Genomic DNA, 20,329 nt, shown 5'->3' with positions numbered 1-20,329 from the left:
TGAATGCAAAAGCGGACAGCCCTTTTTGCGCCATGCGCTTGCACGGGCCAAAGACCATCCGCTTGAAATCGGTCAGCCTTCGATTTTAAACACTAATCGCGGCCCCATTCGGTGCCGGCGATGCCACCGGCTCGCCCGGCTCGCGCTTCACGCGGAATGCGGCGGCATACATCGCCGGCAAGGCCAGCAGCGTCAGCACCGTGGCCACGATCAGCCCGCCCATGATGGCCACCGCCATCGGCCCCCAGAACACGCTGCGCGACAGCGGAATCATGGCCAGCACCGCCGCCGCGGCCGTCAGCACGATCGGGCGCAGCCGCCGCACCGCCGACTCCACGATCGCGTCCCACGCCGGCACGCCCGCCGCCCGGTCGAGCTCGATCTGGTCGATCAGGATCACCGCGTTGCGCTGGATCATGCCCATCAGCGCGATCACGCCCAGGAGCGCGACGAAGCCGAAGGGTCGGTTCAACAGCAGCAGCGCACCGGCCACCCCGGCAATGCCCATCGGCCCGGTGATGAACACCAGCAGCGAACGGCTGAAGCTGTGCAGTTGCAGCATCAGCAGCGTGAACACCAGGAACAGCATGATCGGCACGCCCGCCACGATGGAGGCCGAGCCCTTGCTGCTTTCCTCCACCGCGCCCGCCACGTCGATGCGGTAGCCGCCCTGCCCGGCCGCCGCCCAGCCCGCCTCGAGTTCGCGCAGCTTCGGCAGCAGCTGGGCCGTGACGGTGGCGCCTTGCAGGCCCTCGATCACGTCGCCCTGCACGGTGATGGCGTAGTCGCGGTTCTCGCGCCACATCACGCCCGGCTCCCACGTGAACACCGGCTTGGCGATCTGTGTGAGCGGAATCGACCGGCCCGAGCTCGTCGGGATGTAGGCATTGCCGATGTCCGAGATGGCCTGGCGCTCGTCCGGCGCCTGGCGCAGCACGATGTCGATCAGCTGGTCGTTCTCGCGGTACTGGCCCACGGTGGTGCCGCTGAACATGGTCTTCGACGCCTGCGCGATGGCCTGGCTCGTCACGCCCAGCGCGCGCGCCTTGGCCTGGTCGATCTCCAGGCGGATGACCTTGACCGACTCGTTCCAGTTGTCGTTCACGCCGCGCATGTTGGCGTTGTCGCGCAGCACGGCCTTCACCTCGTCGGCATGGGCGCGCAGTTGCGCCGGGTCGAGGCCGATCACGCGGAACTGCACCGGGTACGCCACCGGCGGCCCGTTGGGCAGCAGCTTGACGCGCCCGCGCACCTCGGGGAACTCCTGCGCCAGCATCTGCGGCAGCTTCAGGCGCAGCGTCTCGCGCACCTTCAGGTCCTTGGCCAGCACGATGAGCTGCGACACGTTGGTCTGCGGAAACACCTGGTCCAGCGGCAGGTAGAAGCGCGGCACGCCCGAGCCGATCCAGGTGCTGACCGTCTTCACGCCCTCTTCCTGCATGAAGCGCTGCTCCACGCGCCTGGCGACCTCTTCGTTGGCCGCGAACGAGGTGCCTTCCGGGAACCAGATGTCGACCAGGATTTCGGGCCGGCTCGAGTCCGGAAAGAACTGCTGCTGCACCTTGCCCATGCCGACGATGCCGAGCGCGAAGATCAGCACCGTGACGCCGATGGTCGTCCAGCGGTACTGCACGCACCAGTTCACCGCACGGCGAAACGCGTTGTAGAACGGCGAGTCGAACAGCTCGTGCGGCGGCGCGTCGGGGTCGTGCGCCTTCACCTTCAGCAGCAGCGTGCCGAGGTAGGGCACGAAGTACACCGACACGATCCACGACAGCACCAGCGCAATCACCGTCACCGCGAAGATCGCGAAGGTGTACTCGCCCGTCACCGACTTCGCCAGGCCGATCGGCAGGAAGCCGGCCGCCGTGATGAGCGTGCCCGTGAGCATCGGCTTGGCCGTCACGTCGTAGGCGTAGGTGGCAGCGCGCACCTTGTCGTAACCCTCTTCCATCTTGCGCACCATCATCTCGACCGCAATGATGGCGTCGTCCACCAGCAGGCCGAGCGCGATGATGAGCGAGCCCAGCGATATCTTGTGCAGCCCGATGCCGAAGTAGTTCATGGCCAGGAAGGTCACGGCCAGCACCAGCGGGATGGTGATGGCCACCACCAGCCCCGGGCGCACGTCGATGTACCAGCCGAAGCGCCCGCCCTTGTGCAGGCCCAGCGCGATGATGCTCACCGCCAGCACGATGGCCACGGCCTCGATCAGCACGCCGACGAATTCATTGACCGAGCTGGCCACCGACACCGGCTGGTCCTGCACCTGCGCCAGCTTCACGCCGGCCGGCAGGCGCTGGTCGATGGTGGCGGTGGTGGCGCGCAGCGCCTTGCCCAGCGCGATGATGTCGCCGCCCTTGGCCATCGACACGCCCAGCGCAATCACTTCCTTGCCCTGGTGGTGCACCTTCACGGCAGGCGGGTCGACGTAGCCGCGGCGAATGTCCGCGATGTCGCCCAGCTTCAGCTGGTTGCCCGAGCTGCCGCGAATGGGCATGTCGCGCAGCTGGTCAACGCTGGTGAACTGGCCCGCCACGCGCACCTGCACCACGTCCTGCGGCGACTGGATGGTGCCCGCGCTTTCGATCGCGTTCTGCGAACCCAGCTGCGACAGCACCACATTGAAGTCCAGCCCCAGCTGCGCCAGGCGCTTCTGCGAGATCTCGATGTAGACCTTCTCGTCCTGCACGCCGAACTGGTCGACCTTGGCCACGTCCTTCACGCGCAGCAGCTGCTGGCGCACGTCGTCGGCCAGCGTCTTGAGCTCGGCGTAGCTGAAGCCGTCGCTCTCCAGCGCGTAGATCACGCCGTAGACATCGCCGAAGTCGTCGTTGAAAAACGGACCTTGCACGCCCGCGGGCAAGGTGGCGCGCATGTCGCCGATCTTCTTGCGCACCGTGTACCAGACGTTGGCCACCTCGGCGGACTTCGACGAGTCCTTGATGTTGAAGATGATCTGCGACTCGCCCGGCTTGGAATAGCTGCGGATCTTGTCGGCGTACGGCGCCTCCTGCAGCGTGCGCTCGATCTTGTCGGTGACCTGCTCGGCCACCTGCTGCGCGGTGGCGCCGGGCCAGTAGGTGCGCACCACCATCGCACGGAAGGTAAAGGGCGGGTCCTCGTCCTGGCCGAGCTGGAAGTACGCGAACGCACCCAGCACCATCAGCACCACCATCAGGTAGCGCGTGAGCGGCGCGTGGTCCAGCGCCCATTTGGAGAGGTTGAAGCCGGAGGGCTTGTCGTGGGAGTCTGCTGCGCCGCCGCTCATTTGGCGGCACCCGTTGTGCCAGGAGCGATCTCCTTGTTCGTCGCGGCGACGGCAGCCACGGGCTGCGCCGACGCCTTCGCGCCGGCGATTGCGGCGGCATTGGCGGCGGCCGCGGCCGCCTCCTTCGACTGGTAGATGGTGACCTTCTGACCCGGCGACAGCACATGCACGCCGGCGGCCACGACCATCATGCCGGGCGCGATGCCCGAGGCGATGACGGCTTCATTGCCGTCGGCGGTGGCCACCTGCACCGGCTGCGAACGCACCGTCATGGTCGACTTGTCGAGCACCCACACCGCCGAGCCCTTGCCTTCCTGGCGCAGTGCGCTGGTCGGCAGCTTCATCACCGCGGTGCTGGCGTGCGCCAGGGCCTGCGGACGCGCGTAGACCGTGGCGCCCAGCGGCGGCGCGGTGGCCGCGTCGATGGCGACCTTGACCGAGTACGTGCGCGTGACCGCGTCGGCGCTCGCCGCCACCTCGCGCACCTGGCCCTGCAGCTCGCTGCCGCCCGACCAGCCGCGCACCGTGACCGGCGTGCCGGTCTTGATGAGCGTGGCGCGGTCTTCCGGCACCGCGAACACCACGTCGCGCGCGCCGTCCTGGGCGATGCGCACCACCGGCGTGCCGGCCTGCACGACCTGCCCGGGCTCGGCCTCGATGGCGGTGATGACGCCGGCCACATCGGCCACCAGCGTCGTGTAGGCGGCCTGGTTGCCCTGCGAGGCGAGCTGCGCCTGTGCCTGTTCGAGCTGGGCCTGCGCGGCCTTCCAGGTGGTTTCGCGGCGCTCGAGCTCGGCACCGCTGATGAAGTTCTGCTGGCGCAGTTCGGCATAGCGCTTCAGGTCTGCCGCGGCGAGGTCGCGATTGGTCAGCGCGGCGGCCTGCTGGGCGCGGGCGGCGTCGGCGGCCAGCTTGTAGTCCTGCGGATCGAGCTGGGCCAGCACCTGGCCGGCCTGCACGCGCTGGCCGAGTTCGGCCTGGCGCCGGGTGATCTTGCCCGCCACCCGAAAGCCCAGGCGCGATTCGACGCGCGCGCGCACCTCGGCCGAAAACTCGGGCTGGGCGTCGAAGTCGCTCGTGCCCACGGTCACGAACTTGACCGCGCGAACAGGCTCCTCGGCGACGGGTTTCGGCGAACAGCCGGCCAGGAAGATGGCGGGAAGCAGCAGCCAGGCGGCACTGCGGGCACGAGAAGAAAGGACGGCGGAGGCGGTCATGAGACACCCTAGGAAGAACGAACCGGGTCATTACTGACCCACTGGTTAGTAATCTAGGGTAAACGTTAAATACTGTCAATGACTCGCCGGTCACTACCGACCGATGGCGCACCGACAGCCCTCCTGCCGCCCGCTCCCGCTAGGTGCGCTGACCCATCTCCACCAGCCGGTTGTCGGGCAGCTCGAAGTAGTCCGACGCCCGGCCCGCGTTGCGCTGCAGCCAGCCGAACAAGGCGCGCCGAATCGGGTTCAGGCCCGGCAGGTTCTCCTCGCCCACCGAGGCGCGCGAGACGAAGTACGAGGTCTTCATCGAGTCGATGGCCAGCGTCTTCTGGTACGCCAGGATGCGGATGAACTCCGGCACGTCGGGCCGTTCCATGAACCCATGGCGCGCCGTGACCACCCAGATGCCCTCCATCAGCTGCTCGGCCTCGATGCGGTTGCGCGCGTCCACGCGCGGCGTGTCGCAGGGCAGCACGCGCAGCACGATCACCTGCTCGTGCAGCACCTGGTTATGCTTGAGGTTGTGCAGCAGCGCATGCGGCACCGCGGTGGCGTCGGGGTTCAGGAACACTGCCGTGCCGCTCACCCGGTGCGGCATGTGCAGCGCCAGCGATTCGATGAACGGGCGCAGCGGCAGGCTTTCGGCCGCGGCCGCCTCCAGCCCCAGCCGGCGGCCCTTGGCCCAGGTGGTGAAGAGCACCATCACCCCGGTGGCCACGGCCAGCGTGAGCCAGCCGCCTTCGGCGATCTTCAGGCTGTTGGCCACCACGAAGGTCAGGTCGACCACCGCGAAGGCGGCCACGCCGACCACCACGGCCACCCTGTTCCAGCGCCACAGGCCCCAGGCGACGATGCCGGCCAGCAGCGTGGTCGTCACCATCGTGATCGACACCGCGATGCCGTACGCCGCCGACAGCGCGCCCGAGCTGCGAAAACCCAGCACCAGCAGCAGCACGCCCACCATCAGCAGCCAGTTCACGGCCGGCACATAGATCTGTCCGATGGCCGTGCCCGAGGTCTGGATCACCCGCATGCGCGGCAGGTAGCCCATGCGCATGGCGTGCGCAGTGAGCGAGAAGGCGCCCGAAATCACCGCCTGCGAGGCGATCACCGTCGCCATGGCGGCCAGCACCACCATCGGCAGCACGCCCCACGACGGAAAGAGCCGGAAGAACGGGTTGTCGATGGCGGCGGGGTTGCCCAGCACCAGCGCGCCTTGGCCGAAGTAATTCAGCACCAGGCCTGGCAGCGCGATGAAGATCCACGCCTGGCGGATCGGCCGCGCACCGAAGTGCCCCATGTCGGCATACAGCGCCTCGCCGCCCGTGAAGGCCAGGAACACCGCGCCCAGCACCGCGAGCGATTGCGCGCGATGCTCGAACAGAAAGCGCACGGCATGGCGCGGGTCGAGCGCCGCCAGCACCTGCGGCTGCTGCAGCACTTGCCACAGCCCGGCCGCCGCCAGCACCAGGAACCACAGCAGCATGATCGGCCCGAACACCTTGCCGACCACGCCCGTGCCCTTCTTCTGCACCGCGAAAAGCGCAATCAATATAACCACGGTGATCGGCAGCACCGCGCGCTGCAGCACGGGCGCCTGCACTTCCAGGCCTTCCACCGCCGACAGCACCGAGATGGCCGGCGTGATCAGGCTGTCGCCGTAGAACATGGCAGCACCCACCAGCCCCAGCATGCCGATCACGTTCCACACCCAGGGCTTGGTCTTCGGGCCGGCCACCGCGCTGCGGGCCAGGGCCTGCAGCGCCAGGATGCCGCCTTCGCCGTCGTGGTCGGCGCGCAGCACGAACACCACGTACTTCAGCGTCACCACGAACATCAGCCCCCAGAAGATCAGCGACAGCAGCCCCAGCACCGAGTCGGGCGAGAACGGGATGCCGTGCTCCGGGTTCATCGTCTCCTTGAAGGCGTAGAGCGGCGAGGTGCCGATGTCGCCGAACACGACGCCGAGCGCCGCGATCATGAGCGTGGGACCCGCCGGATGCGCCTCGCCGTGCGCAGAAACCTGGGGCCCGGAAGCCGGAGCGGATGCTTTCATGAAGCGGAAGTTCAAAGTGGCGACGCTGCGAGCATAGTGCCGGGTCATGGCGCCGTGGCGGACAATCGTCGCGTGTCCGCCACTCCCCACCTTGCCGCCCCACCGGCGCACTACGAGAACTTTCCGGTCGCCTCGTGGCTGTGCCCACCGCACCTGCGAGCGCCCGTTGCCGCGATCTACCACTTTGCACGCACCGCCGACGACATCGCCGACGAAGGCAACGCCTCGCCCGGCGAACGCCTGGCCGAACTGCGCGCCTACCGCGAAGAACTCGCCGCCGCCGCGCAAGGCGAGGTGCTTGCCTCGTCGCGCTGGCCGCAGGTGTTCGGCCCGCTCGTGCACAGCATCGCCCGGCACGGCCTGCCCGAGGCGCTGCTCGCCGACCTGCTGAGCGCCTTCATGCAGGACATCGAGAAAACCCGCGACCGCGGCAGCTACGCCGACCGCGCCGAACTGCTCGACTACTGCCGCCGCTCCGCCAACCCCATCGGCCGGTTGCTGCTGCATCTGTATGGCGTGCACGACGCGCACGCGCTTGCGCAGAGCGACGCCATCTGCAGCGCGCTGCAGCTCATCAACTTCTGGCAGGACCCGAGCGTCGACCTGCCGCGCGGGCGCTTCTACTTTCCCCTGACCGACTGCGCCCGGCGCGGCCTGACACCCGAAAACTTCAAGGTATTTGCGCCGCTGACCCGCGTCGAACCTCCGCAGGAAGCTATTAATTTGATAGCAGTGGTGTCGCACTGGGCCCGCGAGCTCATGACCGAAGGCGCCCCCCTCGTGCACCGCCTGCCGGGCCGCATGGGGTGGGAGCTGCGCTTCGTCGTGCAGGGCGGCCTGCGCATCCTCGACAAGATCGAGGACCTGGGCTTCGACACCTTCTCGCAGCGCCCCACCATCGGCAAGCTCGATGCGCCCGTGCTGCTCTGGAACGCCCTGCGGATGCGGAGACAATGGCGGCCCATGAAAGCAGCGCCTCCCCGATGAATCCCGAGCAATACGTGCAAGACAAGGCCGCCGCTTCGGGCAGCAGTTTCTATTACGCCTTCCTGTTCCTTCCCAAGCCGCGGCGCGCCGCGATCACCGCGTTCTATGCCTTCTGCCGCGAGGTCGACGACGTGGTCGACGAGGTCACCGACCCCGGCGTGGCCGCCACCAAGCTCGCCTGGTGGCGCACCGAGGTCGCCCAGGCCTTCGCCGGCACGCCGCATCACCCGGTGATGCAGGCCCTGATGCCGCACGTCGCGGCCTACGGCATCGAGGCGCGGCAGCTGCACGAGGTGATCGACGGCTGCCAGATGGACCTGGACCAGACCCGCTACCTCGACTTTCCCGGCCTTGCGCGCTACTGCCACCTCGTGGCCGGCGTGGTGGGCGAAGTCGCGGCGCGCATCTTCGGCCAGACCGATCCGCAGACCACCGCCTACGCCCACAAGCTGGGCCTGGCGCTGCAGCTCACGAACATCCTGCGCGACGTGGGCGAAGACGCCCTTCGCGGCCGCATCTACCTGCCGGTGAACGAACTGCAGAAGTTCGACGTGAAGGCGCATGAAATCCTGAACCGCGTGCACTCCGAACGCTTCGTCGCGCTGATGAAGTTCCAGGCCGAGCGCGCCCACGCGGCCTACGACGAAGCGCTGTCGATGCTCCCGCTGGCCGACCGCCGCGCCCAGAAGCCGGGCCTGATGATGGCCAGCATCTACCGCACCCTGCTGCGCGAGATCGAGCATGACGACTTCCAGGTGCTGAACCAGCGCGTGAGCCTGACGCCGGTGCGCAAGTTGTGGCTGGCGTGGAAGGTTCAGGCGCTCGGGCGCATCTGAGCTTGAAAAAGACGACGGCCGTCATCGGCGCCGGCTGGGCCGGCCTCGCCTGCGCCGTCGAGGCCACGCGCCTGGGCCATGCCGTGACACTGTTCGAAGCCGCGCCGATGCCGGGCGGGCGCGCGCGCCGCGTCGACCACATGCACGGCATGGCGCTCGACAACGGCCAGCACATCCTCATCGGCGCGTACACCGCCACGCTCAAGCTGATGCGCGACGTCGGCGTCGATGTCGGCCAGGCGCTGCTGCGCCTGCCGCTCTCGCTGCGCTTTGCCGACGGCGGCGGGCTCAAGCTGCCTCGATTGCCCGCGCCGCTCGACCTGCTGGTGGGCATATTCACAGCGCGCGGCTGGACCTGGCGCGACAAGTCTTCGCTGCTGCGCACGGCAGTCCGCTGGCGGCTTGCCGGCTTCCGTTGCGCCGCGCACACCACGGTCGCCGACCTGTGCGCCGGTCTCACGCCGCGCGTGATGAAGGAGCTGATCGAGCCGCTGTGCTTGTCGGCGCTCAATACGCCCGTGGGGCAGTCGAGCGGCGAAGTGTTCCTGCGCGTGCTGAAAGACGCGCTCTTCAGCGGCAGCGGTGGCGCCGACCTGCTGTTGCCGCGTGCCGACCTGGGTGCCCTGCTGCCCGATGCGGCGATTCGATGGCTGACGGCGCATGGCGCGGCCGTGCGCATCGGTCACCGCGTGCGCGCGATCACGCCCGAAGCGGGCCTTTGGCGCGTTGACGAGGAAGTCTTCGACCAGGTCGTGCTGGCCTGCGCGCCGTGGGACGCCGGGCGGCTGGTCCGCGCTTCAGGCCTGCCGGCCGACGCATGGTGCGCCACCACCGAGGCCCTGCGCTTCGAAGCCATCGCCACGGTCTACGTGCGCGGGGCTTCGTCGCTCGCCGAACCCATGCTCGCGCTGCGCAGCAACCCGGCCACGGCGCCCGCGCAGTTCGCCTTCGACAAGGGCCAGCTCGGCGGCCTGCACGGCGTGCTCGCCATGGTCGTCAGCGCCAACGAAACATCGCGCGAATTGCTGGAAGAACAGGTGATCGCACAAGCCGCCGTGCAACTGGGCCAGGCCAACCTGCAGCTCGTGCAGACCGTCGTCGAGAAGCGCGCCACCTTCGCCTGCACGCCCGCGCTCGCCAGACCCCCTTCGACCATTGCGCCGGGCCTTCGAGCCTGCGGCGACTACATCGACGGCCCCTACCCCGCCACGCTCGAAGGCGCGGTGCTCAGCGGGCTGGCCGCCGCCAAGGCATCGACCCCATGACGAACGAACTGCGCTATCTGGATTTCGACTACAGCGAAGACACCGAGGGCCACGGCACCTTCGACGCGATGGCGTCGACCCCGCCACACAAGACGCCCGAGGTGCGGGCCGAGATCGCGCGGGTGCTGGCCTGGGCCGAGGCCACCTTCCCCGATGCGCGCGGCCCCCTCGAAGAAGGCGCGGTGTGGGATTACGACCTGCAGGAAACGCACGAAGACGAACCGCGCTTCGACACCCTCACCTTCTCGCTGGGCGGCACCGAAGATTTCTGCGCGGCATTGCGCGAGCAGTTCGCGCTCGACTGAAGACAGCGCTCAGGCCGTCTTGTTGCGCAGGCGCAGCAGGCTCAGCCCCAGCAGCACGAACGCACCGCCCGACACCTTGTTGAACAGCCGCGTGCGCCGCGGGTCTGACAGCTGCTTGCGCAGCAGGCGCGCCAGCAGCACATAGAACGCATGCGACAGCACCGAAGCCGCGGCGAAGGTGGCCGTCAGCACGGCGAACTGCATGGCGAGCGGCGCGTCCTGCGTCAGGAACTGCGGGAACAGCGCCGAGAAGAAAAGAATGCCCTTGGGGTTGGTCAGCGCCACCGTCAGGCCATGGCCGAACAGCCGCCAGCTCGAACGCGGCGAGCCTGCGGTGGGCGAGCCCTGCAGATCGGCGAAAACGCTGCCCTGGCTGCGCCACTGCTTGATGCCCAGGTAGATCAGGTAGGCCGCGCCGGCCAGCTTCAGCACCATGAAGGCATGGGCCGAGGTCGACAGCACCACACCCAGCCCGGCCATGGCGGCGGCGGACACCATGAACAACCCCATCGCGTTGCCCAGCGAACTGATCATGGCGCGGCGCGGGCCCACGGACATCGAATTCGAAACGGCAAGCAGCACCGCGGGGCCGGGCGTGAAGGCGACGAGCAAGGTCACGCCGCAGAAGAGGAGCCAGTTGGAGAAGTGCACTTGGGGTTTCCTGCGCGCCGCGGGGCCGCGACAGCTTGAAATGGGTGGGGCTGAAACTATAGTCAGGCCCGCGGATCGCCGCAGCCACCCCTCTCGATAACCCCCACGCCGAAACATCCCATGGTCACCTGCTACCTGCGCTACATCGTCGACGCCTACAAGCTCAAGGAATTCGAGCACTACGGCAAGCTGTGGATTCCACTGGTCGAGAAGTTCGGCGGCCAGCACCACGGCTACTTCCTGCCGTCGGAAGGCGTCAACAACGTCGCGCTGGCGATGTTCACCTTCCCGAGCCTGGCGGCCTACGAAAAGTACCGCGCCGACTCCATGCAGGACGCCGACTGCCAGGCCGCGTTCAAGTACGCGGAAGAAACCCGCTGCATCGTCAGCTACGAGCGCAGCTTCTTCCGCCCGGTCTTCAACTGAGGCTCAGGCGCCCAGCGCCACGCACAGCGCGTGCAGGTTGGGCACGATCAGCTGTGGCCGCGCGTCGTGCGTCCACGGCCGCTTGTCGCGCACCAGCCATGCGGTCTGCATGCCGGCGTTGAGCGCGCCGACCACGTCGAGCTCCGCGTCGTCGCCCACGTGCAGCACGTCCTTGGGCAGCAGGCCGACCGAGGCCGCCGCCGCACGGAAGATCGGCGCATGCGGCTTGCCGCTGCCGAACGCCCGCGCATTGAAGGCGGTGCGAAACCACCGGCCCACGCCGGTCTTGTGGATGTCGGCATTGCCGTTGGACACCGCCACCAGCGGATAGCGCTCGCTGAGCCACTTCAGCGCCGGCAGCGCGTCGTCGTACAGGGTCACGCGCTGGCGCTCCGCGAAGAAGGCGTCGAAGGCCGGGTCGGCCAGCGCCGGGTCTTCGCCCGCGCGACGCAGTGCGGTGCGTATCGATTCGCGGCGCAGCGCGCTCAGGTCGTGCGCCAGGTCGGAGCGCTCCTTGGCGGTGGCCTCGCGCAGTTCGCGCAGGATGCCGGGGGTCAGCAGCAGCGAAGCGGTCTTGGGTGCTTCGCGCAGCAGCCACGCTTGCAGCACGCCTTCGGCGCGTTCGATGGTCGGCCAGATCGGCCAGAGGGTGTCGTCGAGGTCCAGCGAGATCGCGCTGATGCGTTTCACATCGAGGGGCACAAAGCCCGACGGTGCAGAGGGAGCGGAGGTCATGCCAGAGAATATCGCATGCCTTCAATCAACGAGACCGCTCCGTCGAGCAACCCGCGCACCGCCGTGCTCTGGTGCAACCTGGGTTCGCCCGACGCCCCCACCGCCGCCGCCGTGCGCCCCTACCTGGCGGACTTTCTGGGCGACCCGCGCGTGGTCGAGATTCCCAGGGCCATCTGGGCGCTGATATTGCACGGCATCATCCTGCGCGTGCGGCCGGCCAAGTCGGCCGCCAAGTACGCCAGCATCTGGACGCCCGAAGGCTCGCCGCTCAAGGTGTTCACGCAGAAGCAGGCCACGCTGCTGGCGGGCTGGCTCGGCGAACGCGGCCACCGCGTGGCGGTGCGCGACGCCATGCGCTACGCCAACCCGTCGATCGCCTCGCGGCTGGACGCACTGCAGGCCGAAGGCGTCACCCGCGTGCTGGTGCTGCAGGCCTACCCGCAGTATTCGGCCACCACCACGGCCAGCGTGATCGACGCGGTGAACGACTGGACCCGCAAGCAGCGCCGCCTGCCCGAGTTCCGCTTCGTCAACGAATTCCACGACGACCCCGGCTACATCGACGCGCTGGCCCAGGGCATCGAGCGGCATTGGAAGACCGAAGGCCGCGGCGAGGTGCTGCTGATGAGCTTCCACGGCATTCCTGCGCGCAACATCGCGCTGGGCGACCCGTACCAGTCGCAGTGCCTGGAAACCGCGCGCCTGCTGGTGGCGCGGCTGGGTCTTTCGCCGGCGCAGTACCGCGTGACCTTCCAGTCGCGCTTCGGCCGCGCCAAGTGGCTGGAGCCCTACACCGAGCCCACGCTGCGCGAACTCGGCGCTTCGGGCGTGAAGCGCGTCGACGTGGTGTGCCCCGGCTTTCCGGCCGACTGCCTCGAGACGCTGGAAGAAATTGCCATGGAAGGCCGCGAGGCCTTCATGCACGCCGGCGGCCAGGCCTTCAGCTACATCCCCTGCCTCAACGACAGTCCGGCATGGATCACCGCGCTGGCCAACATCGCCGAACGCAACCTCGCGGGCTGGCCCACACAGGCAGTGCAGCGATAGATAGCCTGCGCGTTCAGCCCGCCGCCTTGCGCGCCAGCAGCGCCTCGATCGCGGCCTCCATCTCGGCGTACTCCCCTTCGCCGAAGTGCTGCCGCATCACCTGCCCCTTGCCGTCGACCAGGTAGAAGGCCGGCCAGTACTGGTTGTCGTAGGCCTTCCAGGTGACGAAGCCGTTGTCCTGCGCCACCGGGTAGCGGATGTGGAAGCGCTCGATGGCGTCCTGCACATTGCGCGTGAGTTTCTCGTAGGCGAACTCGGGCGAATGCACGCCCACCACGGTGAAGCCCCGGTCCTTGTACGTCTCGTACCAGCGCACCACGTGCGGCAGCGTGCGAATGCAGTTGATGCACGAGTAGGTCCAGAAATCGACCAGCACCACCTGCCCTGCCAGGCCCTTCAGCGTGAGCGGCTCCGAGTTGAGCCACTTGTCGATGCCCGCGAATTCGGGGGCCTTGCCGTAGTCCCGCAGGCCCGGCGACGCGGCGAATGCACTGCGCACCGGCCAGCCGCCGCCCGCCGCCGCCACGAGTGCGGACGACCCGGCGGCGAGCCCCGAGAACGCCCTTCTGGACAACATCTTCATGATCGCAACCCCGTTCGTGTCAGACCGACAGCGGTCAGGGGCGATTGTTGGCGGCGCACGCCGGGCGTGCGCATGTGTCACGGCAATTTGAAATCTGTCACGGCGCCGTGAAGGCGCGCGCGCTTCAGAACTTGCCCAGGTAGTCCAGCTTGCCGATCGGCATGCCCTTGTGGCGCAGCACGTCGTAGGCCGTCGTCACATGGAAGAAGAAGTTCGGCAGCGCGAACTGCAGCAGGTAGCGTTGCGCGGTGAAATGCGCCTCGCCACCGCCGGCCTTGATGACCACGTCATGTTCTTCCTGGCCGTCGACCTGCGCGCGCTCCACGGACGCCAGGAAGGCTTGCGTCTTCGCGATGCGCGCCAGCAGGTCGTCCCAGGTTTTTTCCTCGTCGGGGAAGCTCGGCGCGGTGATGCCGGCGATGCGGGCCACGCCGAGCTTGGAGGCGTCGCTCGCACGCTGGACCTGGCCGGCCAGCGTGAGCATGTCGGGTGCCAGGCGGGCCTCGACCAGCGTGGCCGGGTCGATGCCATGGGCCTTGGCGTGCGCCAGGCTCTTGTCGAGCAGGTGGGTGAGTTGTCCGAGTCCGCGGGTGAAGACGGGCACGGACAGGTCGTACATCGAGAGTGCCATGGTGGTCGAGGCCTTGTGGTTGTGATCGGCGGCGATTGTGCTGCCGCCGCGCCTCAGGCGCCCGCCGCGCGGATAAACCCTTCGACCGGCAAGAGTTGCTCCGGCACGTTCAGCGCGGGCGCGTGGCCGCAGGCAGGCACTTCGATCACCTCCAGCCTGCCCGCGGCGCCGGGGCCGCGCAGGCGCATCCGTTCGAGCACCTCGGGCAGCACCAGGTCGGACTCGGCCCCGCGCAGGCACAGCACCGGCACCTCGATGGTGTCGTAGTGCGGCCAGATCAGGTAGTCGTTGTCGTGCGCGCTGAACTGGCGGACCATGGCCGGGTCGTAGTGCGGCGTGACGCGGCCGTCGGGCAGGCGGCGCGTGGAGCTTTCGGTCAGGCGGCGCCATTGCGCATCGCTCAGCCAGCCGTAGGGCTTGTAGACCGTGCGGAAGAACGCCTCCAGCTCGGCCACCGTGTCGAACGCGGGCGGCTGGCCTGCATAGGCGCGGATGCGCTCGATGGCGGCCTGCGCGAGTTCGGGCGCGTTGTCGTTGAGCACCAGGCTCGCGATGCGCGACTTCATGCGCGGCTCGAACAGGCCCGAGGCGCAGACGGTGCCGATGGCGCCGCCCATCGAGGTGCCGACCCAGTGCACGCGCTCCAGCTGCAGTTCGTCGCACAGCGCGTTAGCGATGCGCGCGTAGAACGCGAGCGTGTATTCCTCGTCAGGCAGCGGGCTCCACTGGCTGAGCCCCCGCCCGAGGGTGTCGGGGCAGATCACGCGAAAGCCGCGCGCGGCGAAGTGCTGCGCCAGCTCGTCCATGTCGCGCCCGGTGCGCGCCAGGCCGTGCCAGGCGATGACCACCGGAGCATCGGCAGCGCCCCATTCGAGCCAATGGATCTCGCGGCCCGCCAGCTGCGCATAGTGCGAAGTCGGCAAATTGGGAATGAGGTGGTCGCTCATCGCGCAGCCCTTGCTCGGAGTTTGCCGACGATGCCGGTGGGAAAGTAGTAAACGGAAAGCACGAACAGCACGCCCAGCCACAGCAGCCAGCGGTCGGGCGACAGCAGCGCGGCCAGCCATGGCAGGCCGCTCGCGGCCTCGCTGCCCACGCGCAGCAGATCCTGCAGGTAGCTCTGCGCAATGACGAACAGCACCGCGCCGATGGCCGCGCCGTAGATGGTGCCCATGCCGCCGATCACCACGATGAGCAGCACGTCGATCATGATCTCGAAGCTCAGCGAGGTGTCGGGGCCGTTGTAGCGCAGCCAGATGGCCAGCATGGCGCCGGCCAGCGTGGCGAACAGCGCGGACAGCACGGCCGCCGTGGTGCGGTACACCACCACGCGGTAGCCGATGGCCTCGGCGCGGAACTCGTTCTCGCGGATGGCCTGCAGCACCCGCCCGAACGGCGAGTTCACGATGCGCAGCAGCGCGAGCACCAGCACCACCGCCGCCACGAACAGCAGGTAGTAGCACAGCAGCCGGCCGTCGAGCGACACGCCCAGGAACGGGTCTTGCGAGAACTCGAAGCTCGGCGAGATCAGCTCGGGCATCTTGAAGGTCAGGCCGTCTTCGCCGCCGGTGAAGTCCGACAGCTGCGAGGCCAGCGTCTGGAAGGCCGAGGCCACGGCCAGCGTGATCATCGCGAAGAAGATCGCGCGCACCCGCAGCGAGAACAGCCCGATGGCGAACGACAGCACCAGCGAGACCGCCAGCGACGCGCCCAGCCCCACCAGCACCGCGCCCCAGTTGGGCCCCAGCCGCGAGGCCGAGATGGCAATGCCGTACGCGCCGATGCCGAAGAACATCGTGTGCGCGAAGCTCACGATGCCGGTGTAGCCCAGCAGCAGGTCGAAGCTGGCCACCAGCACCACGAACACCAGGATCTTGGCCGCGACGCTGAGCGCCTTCACGCCCGGGAAGATGAACGGCGCGAACGCCAGCGCGATGAACAGCACCACCAGCAGCAGCGCCAGCAGGCGGCTGCGCGGCATGTCGTTGGAGAGAAGTCGTTTCAGGAACATGACGGCTTTCTCCTCAACGGTTGGCCACGGGGTACACGCCCTGCGGGCGCCACAGCAGCACGGCCACCATGAGGAAGATGCTCGCGAACTGCGTGACCGTCGGCAGCAGGAAGCCGATGTAGTTGGTCATCAGCCCCACCAGCAGCGCGCCGATGAGCGCCCCGCCCGTCGAGCCCAGCCCGCCGATGATGATGACGATGAAGATCAGCACGTTGACCTGCGCGCCCATCTGCGGCACCAGGTTCTGCTGGAACAGCCCCCACATCACGCCGCCCAGGCCGGCCAGCGCGCTGCCCACCACGAACACGCCGACGAAGAGGCGCCCGATGCGGTAGCCCAGCGACTCGACCATCTCGCGGTCCTGCACGCCGGCGCGAATGAGCAGGCCGATCTTGGTGCGGCCCAGCGTCCAGGCGAGCACGCCGAACACCACCACACCCACGGCCACCGCAAGCAGGCGGTACTTGCTGATGGCCGCGTCGCCGATGAGCAACGAGCCGCGCAGCGCTTCGGGCAGCGGCAGCGGAACCTGCGCCGGGCCCCAGATCACCTTGATGAGCTCCTCGCCGATGATCATGCCGCCCATGGTGATGAGGATCTGCTTCAGATGCTGGCCGTACACGGGCCGCACGATGAAGCGCTCGAACGCGAGGCCGACCGCACCGGCCACGAGCATCGCGACCAGCATGGCCGGGAACACCGCCACCAGGTTGCGCCACAGCTCGCCCGAGCCCGTCCAGTCGCCCATCAGGCCGAGCACGCTGCTCGCCACGAAGGCGCCGAGCGCAATGAACACGCCATGGCCGAAGTTCAGCACGTCCATCAGCCCGAACACCAGCGTGAGACCCGAGGCGATGATGAAGATGATCATGCCCATCGCCAGGCCCGCGACCGTGAGCGTGAGCCAGGTGGAGAAGGAGCCGGTGAGCGGCAGCGCGACCAGTGCGAGCACCGGGGCGAGCAGCAGGGGCTTCCAGTCGAAGTCGATCTTGGTCATGCGCGCGCTCCCTCTTGCTCTTGCTCCTTCCCCCTCTGGGGGAAGGCTGGGATGGGGGCTGACGGCGCTGGCAAGGCCGCACTGCATCGAAGGCCGCGAGCCCCCACCCCAACCCTCCCCCAGAGGGGGAGGGAGACATACGTCGAATACTTCATAGAGCCAGTCCAAGCAGCGATTGCTGCAATTGCGCATCCGCGGAAAACGCCGCCATCGAGCCGGCATGCACCACCCGCCCGTTGTCCATCACCGCGACGGTGTCGCCCAGGCGCTGGGCGAAATTGATGTTCTGCTCGACCAGCAGGATGGTCACGCCGCTGCGCTTAAGCTCGGCGAAGGCATCGATCATGTTGTTGATCATCACGGGCGCCAGCCCCTTGCTGGGCTCGTCGATGATGAGCAGCTCGCGCGGCTCCACGATGGCGCGCGACACGGCCAGCATCTGCTTCTGCCCGCCCGAGAGCTTGCCCGCCGGGTGGTTCCAGAACTTCTCGACCGCGGGGAAGAGCTTGAAGATCCACTTCAGGCGCGTGTCGTCGATCTGCTGCGCGTTCTTGGCGCCGCGCGCGGCGAGCAGCATGTTCTCCTTCACCGTGAGGTCGGAGAAGATGCCCATGTTCTCGGGCACGTAGGCGATGCCCAGGCCGGCGATCTGCGGCGTGTGCTGCGTCGTGATTTCTTTGTCGCCGAAGCGCACCCTGCCCTGCGACGCATGCCACAGGCCCATGATGGTTCGCAGCGTGGTCGTCTTGCCCGCGCCGTTGCGCCCCAGCAGCATGGTGAGCTGGCCGCGCGGCACGGCGAGGTCGACGCCGTGGAGGATGTGGTACGCCCCGATGTGCGTGTGCACGCCTTCGAGGGTCAGCAGGTTGTCGGTGCTCATAGGTCTTGCTCCTTCCCCTTCCGGGGGAAGGCTGGGATGGGGGCGAGCGGCGCTTGAAAGGCTGCTGCGAGGTGAAGGCCGCGAGCCCCCACCCCTGCCCTCCCCCGGAGGGGGAGGGAGAAATTCGAATTCATCGGGACCGTGTTCATGCCGCGGCCTCCTTCGCAATGCCCAGGTAGGCCTCCTGCACCACCGGCGAGGCAATCACCTCCGCCGGTTCGCCGTCGGCCACCAGCGTGCCGTTGTGCAGCACGATGATGCGGTCGGCCAGCTCGCGCACCACGTCCATCTTGTGCTCGACCAGCAGGATGGTCTTGGTCTTGTCCTGCTTGAGCTTGCGGATCAAATCGAGGATGACCGGCGCCTCGGCCGCGTTCATGCCGGCCGTGGGTTCGTCGAACATGAACACCTTGGGCTCCAGCGCCATCAGCAGCGCCACCTCCAGCTTGCGCTGGTCGCCGTGCGGCAGGCTGGCCACGGTGGCGTGCTCGCGCGACTTCAGCGCCACGTCGGCCAGGATCTGGTCGGCGCGCTCGGTCAGCGCCCTGTGGTCGCTCCAGATGCTCCACAGGTTCAGGCCGCGCCGGTGCGCACCCTCGCGCGTGGCTTGCACCGCCAGGCGCACGTTCTCCAGCACCGTGAGGTTGGGGAACAGGTTGGTCAGCTGAAAGGCCCGCCCCAGGCCCGCGTGCGTGCGCGCGGACGGCGACAGGCCCGACAGCAGTTGCCCGTCGAGCGTCACCGTGCCGGCGCTCGCCTTGAGCTGGCCCGAGATCAGGTTGAAGTAGGTGGTCTTGCCCGCCCCGTTGGGGCCGACGATGGCCGTCAGCGTGCCCGGCGCGAAGGCGCAGCTCACGTTGTTGACGGCCACGTGCCCACCGAAGCGGATGGTCAGTTCTCGGGTCTCAAGCATCGTTGGTCATTGCAAATCAAAAAGTCGGAAAAGTGCGAATGAGCGGCCTCAACAGCTGCCGATCACGTAGTAGCCGGGGCCGGTCTGCTTCAGCGTGGTGGTGGCATAGATGTTCCACAGCCCCATCGACTGGTTCGAGCCGTAGGCATAGGTCAGCCCGTACAGCGCGTAGGCACGCCCGGCGATGGTGTGCGTGTAGTTGCTCGCGGTGTAGCAGGTGCCGCCACCACCACCGCTGCCTGCGGTGGTCGCGCCCGTGGCCGCGCTCGACATCGCGCCTTCCACGTTGCTCGCGTTAAGCGCCGCCACGGTCCAGCTGTAGCTGGTCGACGCGGCCAGGCCGGTGTCGGTGTAGCTGGTGGCGGCGACCGGCGCGGCGTTGACCTTGCTGCCGCCGCGGTACACGTTGTAGCCGCTGGCACCGGCCACGCCGGCCCAGCCGATCACCATGCTGCTGGCGGTCGCGCCCGAGGTGCCCACGCCCACCGGCGCCGGCAGGCCGCTGCCGCCGGCCGAGCCGGTGACGCGGTCGATCATGGCCTTCATCGCCGCCATCTGCGGGCCCGACTTCTTCGCGTAGTTGGCGCTGTCGTAGCCCCACCAGTCCCAGCAGCTGTTGGTGGCCGCGGTGCTGGTCTGCGGGTACAGCAGCACGATGTTGTTGGTGTCGGCCCAGCGGTTGTAGCCGGTCTTCTTCACGTACTGGTCGCTCACGTCGCTGTAGTTCTGCTTGCAGCCGTGCAGCACCAGGTGCACGCGGCACGACGTGGTGGTGCAAGCCTGTGGCACGTAGAGCCAGCCGGTGGCGGCCATGCCGTGGCCGGTGATGAATTCCGACTGGTTGAACTCGGTGAAGGTGCCGCCCAGCGCGCCGTTGTTGCGCGGATTCAGCGGCCCGTACAGCTGCGTGAGGATCTCGCCCGCGAGGTCGAAGCCGCAGTTGTTGATGTAGGGCGCGGCGGTGGTGCTGCAGGCGCCGCCGTAGTCGTCGGTGACCATCGCGTGGCCGGCGCCGACGTTGTTCCTGTAGACGACGTTGGCCGCGGGCACGAAGCTCTGGTAGTAGGTCTTCAGGTCGTCCATCACCGGCTGCTTCACGGTGTTGTCCGACGTGCCCGAGAACAGGTACACCTTGGAGCCGCTCAGGTTCGACACCGGATCGACGGTGCCGCTGGCAGCCCAGCTGTTGGTGGTGCTCACGAGCGAGGACACCGGGATGCTGGTGCCGTGCGTCATGCAGCGACCCGTGGCGTTGAGCACCGAGCCCTCGGCGCAGTAGTACGGGCCGCCGGCCACCACGCCGGCGCCGCGCTTGAAGGTGGCCGAATAGGCCACGTGCAGCTGCACCGACATGAAGCCGCCGGCCGACAGGCCCGACACGCTCACCTCCGCCGGGTTGGCGCCCAGCGCCGGCAGCGGCACCGCCGCCGTCGCGGCATGCGCCGCCATTGCCATGGCCGCGGCTGCGGCCATCCCCTTCCAGTTGAATCTCATCGCTGGCATCGCTGTCTCCTG

Annotated in this window: 19 protein-coding genes; 6 read left to right on the top strand and 13 right to left on the bottom strand. The window is 68.1% G+C overall.

From position 1 onward, the window contains the following. Positions 1-85 precede the first annotated feature (85 nt). The 3 genes from ACSFBM_RS06280 to ACSFBM_RS06270 all read right to left on the bottom strand — a co-directional run bounded on the left by ACSFBM_RS06280 (position 86) and on the right by ACSFBM_RS06270 (position 6,547). Positions 86-3,271, bottom strand: coding sequence for an efflux RND transporter permease subunit (locus tag ACSFBM_RS06280; RefSeq protein WP_435483599.1), 3,186 nt, complete (start codon positions 3,269-3,271; stop codon positions 86-88). Continuing rightward, positions 3,268-4,488, bottom strand: a complete 1,221-nt coding sequence (locus ACSFBM_RS06275) for an efflux RND transporter periplasmic adaptor subunit (protein WP_435483598.1) — start codon at positions 4,486-4,488, stop codon at positions 3,268-3,270. The genes ACSFBM_RS06280 and ACSFBM_RS06275 overlap by 4 nt, the downstream gene beginning before the upstream one ends. 139 nt (positions 4,489-4,627) lie before the next feature. Then, positions 4,628-6,547, bottom strand: a complete 1,920-nt coding sequence (locus ACSFBM_RS06270; RefSeq protein ID WP_435483597.1) for a potassium transporter Kup — start codon at positions 6,545-6,547, stop codon at positions 4,628-4,630. A 72-nt stretch (positions 6,548-6,619) separates the two neighbouring features. On the opposite strand from ACSFBM_RS06270, the gene hpnC reads away from it, so the two are divergent. Genes hpnC through ACSFBM_RS06250 form a run of 4 tightly spaced genes read left to right on the top strand, consistent with a single transcriptional unit; the run spans position 6,620 to position 9,940 of the window. After that, the gene (gene hpnC / locus ACSFBM_RS06265; protein ID WP_435483596.1) at positions 6,620-7,534 is read left to right on the top strand and encodes a squalene synthase HpnC; all 915 of its coding nucleotides are present in this window, start codon (positions 6,620-6,622) and stop codon (positions 7,532-7,534) included. Then, entirely contained in the window at positions 7,531-8,370 is an 840-nt protein-coding gene (gene hpnD / locus ACSFBM_RS06260; protein WP_435483595.1) for a presqualene diphosphate synthase HpnD, read from the top strand. Before hpnC ends, hpnD begins: the two co-directional genes overlap by 4 nt. A gap of 2 nt (positions 8,371-8,372) precedes the next feature. Then, positions 8,373-9,635, top strand: coding sequence for a hydroxysqualene dehydroxylase HpnE (gene hpnE, locus ACSFBM_RS06255; protein ID WP_435483594.1), 1,263 nt, complete (start codon positions 8,373-8,375; stop codon positions 9,633-9,635). After that, a complete protein-coding gene (locus ACSFBM_RS06250; RefSeq protein ID WP_435483593.1) occupies positions 9,632-9,940 on the top strand; it encodes a hypothetical protein in 309 nt (102 codons plus the stop codon). Before hpnE ends, ACSFBM_RS06250 begins: the two co-directional genes overlap by 4 nt. Positions 9,941-9,949: 9 nt before the next feature. Here ACSFBM_RS06250 and ACSFBM_RS06245 read toward each other — a convergent pair whose 3' ends face one another. Further along, positions 9,950-10,591 carry a LysE family translocator gene (locus ACSFBM_RS06245; protein WP_435483592.1) on the bottom strand — a complete coding sequence of 214 codons (642 nt, stop codon included), beginning with the start codon at positions 10,589-10,591 and terminating at the stop codon, positions 9,950-9,952. Between the two features lie 120 nt (positions 10,592-10,711). Here ACSFBM_RS06245 and ACSFBM_RS06240 point away from each other — a divergent pair, with 120 nt between their 5' ends. Continuing rightward, positions 10,712-11,017 (top strand): NIPSNAP family protein, encoded by a 306-nt coding sequence (locus ACSFBM_RS06240; protein ID WP_435483591.1) that lies wholly within the window; start codon positions 10,712-10,714, stop codon positions 11,015-11,017. Between the two features lie 3 nt (positions 11,018-11,020). On the opposite strand, the gene ACSFBM_RS06235 is transcribed toward ACSFBM_RS06240, so the two are convergent. Next, positions 11,021-11,752: an HAD family hydrolase gene (locus tag ACSFBM_RS06235; RefSeq protein WP_435483590.1), complete on the bottom strand. Its 732-nt coding sequence runs from the start codon at positions 11,750-11,752 to the stop codon at positions 11,021-11,023. A gap of 15 nt (positions 11,753-11,767) precedes the next feature. Here ACSFBM_RS06235 and hemH point away from each other — a divergent pair, with 15 nt between their 5' ends. Next, positions 11,768-12,799 carry a ferrochelatase gene (gene hemH, locus ACSFBM_RS06230; RefSeq protein ID WP_435483589.1) on the top strand — a complete coding sequence of 344 codons (1,032 nt, stop codon included), beginning with the start codon at positions 11,768-11,770 and terminating at the stop codon, positions 12,797-12,799. A gap of 13 nt (positions 12,800-12,812) precedes the next feature. On the opposite strand, the gene ACSFBM_RS06225 is transcribed toward hemH, so the two are convergent. The 8 genes from ACSFBM_RS06225 to ACSFBM_RS06190 form a co-directional block, all read right to left on the bottom strand. Further along, positions 12,813-13,376 carry a thioredoxin family protein gene (locus ACSFBM_RS06225; RefSeq protein WP_435483732.1) on the bottom strand — a complete coding sequence of 188 codons (564 nt, stop codon included), beginning with the start codon at positions 13,374-13,376 and terminating at the stop codon, positions 12,813-12,815. A 130-nt stretch (positions 13,377-13,506) separates the two neighbouring features. Next, positions 13,507-14,013 carry a DUF1993 domain-containing protein gene (locus tag ACSFBM_RS06220; RefSeq protein ID WP_435483588.1) on the bottom strand — a complete coding sequence of 169 codons (507 nt, stop codon included), beginning with the start codon at positions 14,011-14,013 and terminating at the stop codon, positions 13,507-13,509. Positions 14,014-14,066: 53 nt separating this feature from the next. After that, positions 14,067-14,960: an alpha/beta fold hydrolase gene (locus ACSFBM_RS06215; protein ID WP_435483587.1), complete on the bottom strand. Its 894-nt coding sequence runs from the start codon at positions 14,958-14,960 to the stop codon at positions 14,067-14,069. Next, positions 14,957-16,024, bottom strand: coding sequence for a branched-chain amino acid ABC transporter permease (locus ACSFBM_RS06210; RefSeq protein WP_435483586.1), 1,068 nt, complete (start codon positions 16,022-16,024; stop codon positions 14,957-14,959). Before ACSFBM_RS06210 ends, ACSFBM_RS06215 begins: the two co-directional genes overlap by 4 nt. Before the next feature lie 13 nt (positions 16,025-16,037). Then, positions 16,038-17,021 (bottom strand): branched-chain amino acid ABC transporter permease, encoded by a 984-nt coding sequence (locus ACSFBM_RS06205; RefSeq protein WP_435483585.1) that lies wholly within the window; start codon positions 17,019-17,021, stop codon positions 16,038-16,040. A 151-nt stretch (positions 17,022-17,172) separates the two neighbouring features. After that, a complete protein-coding gene (locus ACSFBM_RS06200) occupies positions 17,173-17,901 on the bottom strand; it encodes an ABC transporter ATP-binding protein (RefSeq protein ID WP_435483584.1) in 729 nt (242 codons plus the stop codon). Between the two features lie 145 nt (positions 17,902-18,046). Then, positions 18,047-18,814, bottom strand: coding sequence for an ABC transporter ATP-binding protein (locus ACSFBM_RS06195; protein WP_435483583.1), 768 nt, complete (start codon positions 18,812-18,814; stop codon positions 18,047-18,049). Positions 18,815-18,862: 48 nt separating this feature from the next. Further along, positions 18,863-20,317, bottom strand: coding sequence for an extracellular catalytic domain type 2 short-chain-length polyhydroxyalkanoate depolymerase (locus ACSFBM_RS06190; RefSeq protein ID WP_435483582.1), 1,455 nt, complete (start codon positions 20,315-20,317; stop codon positions 18,863-18,865). Positions 20,318-20,329 lie beyond the last annotated feature (12 nt).

This window comes from Variovorax pasteuri, from assembly GCF_051216435.1.
Classification (GTDB): domain Bacteria; phylum Pseudomonadota; class Gammaproteobacteria; order Burkholderiales; family Burkholderiaceae_C; genus Variovorax.
The sequence above is the reverse complement of the archived record's forward strand: the minus strand, read 5'-3'. Positions and strand labels throughout refer to the sequence as shown.

Coding starts and splice junctions, on each gene's coding strand:
- ACSFBM_RS06195 (WP_435483583.1), bottom strand. CDS start 18,814: ATGCTTGAGACCCGAGAACTGACCATCCGCTTCGGTGGGCACGTGGCC.
- ACSFBM_RS06275 (WP_435483598.1), bottom strand. CDS start 4,488: ATGACCGCCTCCGCCGTCCTTTCTTCTCGTGCCCGCAGTGCCGCCTGG.
- ACSFBM_RS06210 (WP_435483586.1), bottom strand. CDS start 16,024: ATGTTCCTGAAACGACTTCTCTCCAACGACATGCCGCGCAGCCGCCTG.
- ACSFBM_RS06200 (WP_435483584.1), bottom strand. CDS start 17,901: ATGAGCACCGACAACCTGCTGACCCTCGAAGGCGTGCACACGCACATC.
- ACSFBM_RS06235 (WP_435483590.1), bottom strand. CDS start 11,752: ATGACCTCCGCTCCCTCTGCACCGTCGGGCTTTGTGCCCCTCGATGTG.
- ACSFBM_RS06270 (WP_435483597.1), bottom strand. CDS start 6,547: ATGAAAGCATCCGCTCCGGCTTCCGGGCCCCAGGTTTCTGCGCACGGC.
- ACSFBM_RS06280 (WP_435483599.1), bottom strand. CDS start 3,271: ATGAGCGGCGGCGCAGCAGACTCCCACGACAAGCCCTCCGGCTTCAAC.
- ACSFBM_RS06205 (WP_435483585.1), bottom strand. CDS start 17,021: ATGACCAAGATCGACTTCGACTGGAAGCCCCTGCTGCTCGCCCCGGTG.
- hpnD (WP_435483595.1), top strand. CDS start 7,531: ATGAATCCCGAGCAATACGTGCAAGACAAGGCCGCCGCTTCGGGCAGC.
- hemH (WP_435483589.1), top strand. CDS start 11,768: ATGCCTTCAATCAACGAGACCGCTCCGTCGAGCAACCCGCGCACCGCC.
- ACSFBM_RS06220 (WP_435483588.1), bottom strand. CDS start 14,013: ATGGCACTCTCGATGTACGACCTGTCCGTGCCCGTCTTCACCCGCGGA.
- ACSFBM_RS06215 (WP_435483587.1), bottom strand. CDS start 14,960: ATGAGCGACCACCTCATTCCCAATTTGCCGACTTCGCACTATGCGCAG.
- ACSFBM_RS06190 (WP_435483582.1), bottom strand. CDS start 20,317: ATGCCAGCGATGAGATTCAACTGGAAGGGGATGGCCGCAGCCGCGGCC.
- ACSFBM_RS06240 (WP_435483591.1), top strand. CDS start 10,712: ATGGTCACCTGCTACCTGCGCTACATCGTCGACGCCTACAAGCTCAAG.
- ACSFBM_RS06225 (WP_435483732.1), bottom strand. CDS start 13,376: ATGTTGTCCAGAAGGGCGTTCTCGGGGCTCGCCGCCGGGTCGTCCGCA.
- ACSFBM_RS06250 (WP_435483593.1), top strand. CDS start 9,632: ATGACGAACGAACTGCGCTATCTGGATTTCGACTACAGCGAAGACACC.